We start from the raw sequence: 375 nt of genomic DNA on the forward strand, positions 1-375 counted from the left end.
AGAAGTGCAGAAGTACGTGAGCGCCACCAACCACGTGTACGCCGCCAACATCGTGCTCGTCAGCAAGAAGTTCTGGGACAAGCTCTCGCCGGCCGAGCAGAAGATCATGAACGAGGCCGCGGACGAAGCGCGCGTCTACCAGCGCCAGGTGAGCCGCGCCGCCGCGCAGAAGGCCGTGGGCGAGCTGCGCGCCAAGGGCATCCAGTACAACGATGTGACGCCGGCGGAACGTGCGCGCATGCAGCAGGTGGTCAAGCCGGTCACCGACCATTTCATGGCCAGCTACGACCCGGCCACCGTGAAGCTCTACAACGACGAGATCCGGCGCCTGCGCAAGTAAGCCCGCCGCCCCGCCACCTCCGACGCCCCCAATAC

1 protein-coding gene is annotated in these 375 nt (G+C 65.9%); it reads left to right on the forward strand.

Annotated elements, in window-relative coordinates; all coding sequences use genetic code 11:
• The coding region (gene dctP, locus AB4Z16_RS28165; protein WP_441514598.1) for a TRAP transporter substrate-binding protein DctP at positions 1–340 on the forward strand (340 nt) is incomplete at its 5' end.
• Positions 341–375: the final 35 nt, after the last annotated feature.

This window comes from Allobosea sp. TAF32, assembly GCF_052113585.1.
Taxonomy (GTDB): domain Bacteria; phylum Pseudomonadota; class Alphaproteobacteria; order Rhizobiales; family Beijerinckiaceae; genus Allobosea.